Annotated in this window: 1 protein-coding gene; it reads right to left on the bottom strand. The window is 63.2% G+C overall.

Annotation, left to right across the window (positions count from 1 at the left end; translation table 11 throughout):
* Window positions 1-342: 342 nt before the first annotated feature.
* Window positions 343-1095, bottom strand: coding sequence for a hypothetical protein (locus tag BQ17_RS08975; RefSeq protein ID WP_089726292.1), 753 nt, complete (start codon window positions 1093-1095; stop codon window positions 343-345).
* Window positions 1096-1224: the final 129 nt, after the last annotated feature.

Genomic DNA, 1224 nt, shown 5'->3' with positions numbered 1-1224 from the left:
GGAAAATTGTGTCGTCCTGTCCCTTTGGATCTGAAAATCCAGGAATACTTTCACAGTCTCTGGAGCGTGGGAGCCAGAACATGGGATTCATCTTTTTGATCCCCTCTCCCCAACCCTCTCCCGGAGGGAGAGGGAGCATAGCGGCCAGTGCTGTTGGTCATGTTCCAATTAGATATTAACCACCACCCGTTTTTCATCTGCGAGAATCTGCGAAATCTGCGGATTCAAATTGAGCATGGGAAAAACGACTCGGTAGCTTCAATTTCGCGACGCCGACCAGCCCGCGGAGGGCGGGAAAGCGCAGCGCATTCCGCCTTCAGCCGCTCACCGCATCCTACCCGGCTATCTCTCCGGCATAGGAACGGCCTCCTCCCGCACCCGCTCCGGCGGCCAGCGCCAGGCGACCCAGCGGCGGTAGAGGGGGACCCAGAAGCGGTAGGTGGGACCGTCCCGCTCCAGGATCTCGTCGTCCGCCAGCCGTTCGAGGATGCGGAAGGTCCGCTCGCGGGAGAGGGACAGGCGGGTCTCGTCCATGGCCGACTCGATGCCGTCGATAGCCAACTGGCGCCGGGCCGCCTCGTCCGTGGCCCGGGCAAGGGCCGAGAGGACCCGATGGGTGGCCGCGTCGCTGTCGTCCCAGTGGTTCTCGAAGGCGGCGTTAGTCCCGGCCCGGACCACGCCCTCCACGGCGGCGGCGAAGTCGTTGGTATCCACATAGTCGCTGCGGGTCTCGCCCCGGCGTGTCTGTTCGTTGCAGCGGTTCACCAGTTCGGCCCCGAGCAGCTGTAACAACAGGGGCTGTCCACGGGTCAGGCGGTAGGCATCCTCCAGCACCGCCGGGTCGTATTCCAGAATCCCCTGGGCGGGCTGCTGCAAGACCTGGGCGGACTCCTCCGGGGTCAGATAGCTGAGGGTACGGAACTGGGCGGTGTTGAACAGGATGGAGAAATAGTCCCGCGCCATGACCCGCAGCCGGCTGGTGCCGCAGAAGAGGAGCACGGTGGGGTATTGGGGCTCCTGCATCAGGGCGCGCAGGAAGCCGGGCAGCAGCTCGCCCAGCCGACGCTCGGGGATCAGATCCGCCTCATCCAGCATCAGCAGAAAACGCCTGCCCCCGAGCGGCCCCCGGATAGCTTGCAGAAAGGTCTTGGGTAGTGGTTAAATTTAAATGCGACCTAATGCTTTGAACTCCACCGTTTTGCCATCCCTGGCCCTGGATTCCGG

Origin of the sequence: Candidatus Thiosymbion oneisti (assembly GCF_900092655.1) — a bacterium.
Classification (GTDB): domain Bacteria; phylum Pseudomonadota; class Gammaproteobacteria; order Chromatiales; family Chromatiaceae; genus Thiosymbion; species Thiosymbion oneisti.
This window is presented reverse-complemented; position numbering and strand designations above follow the sequence as displayed.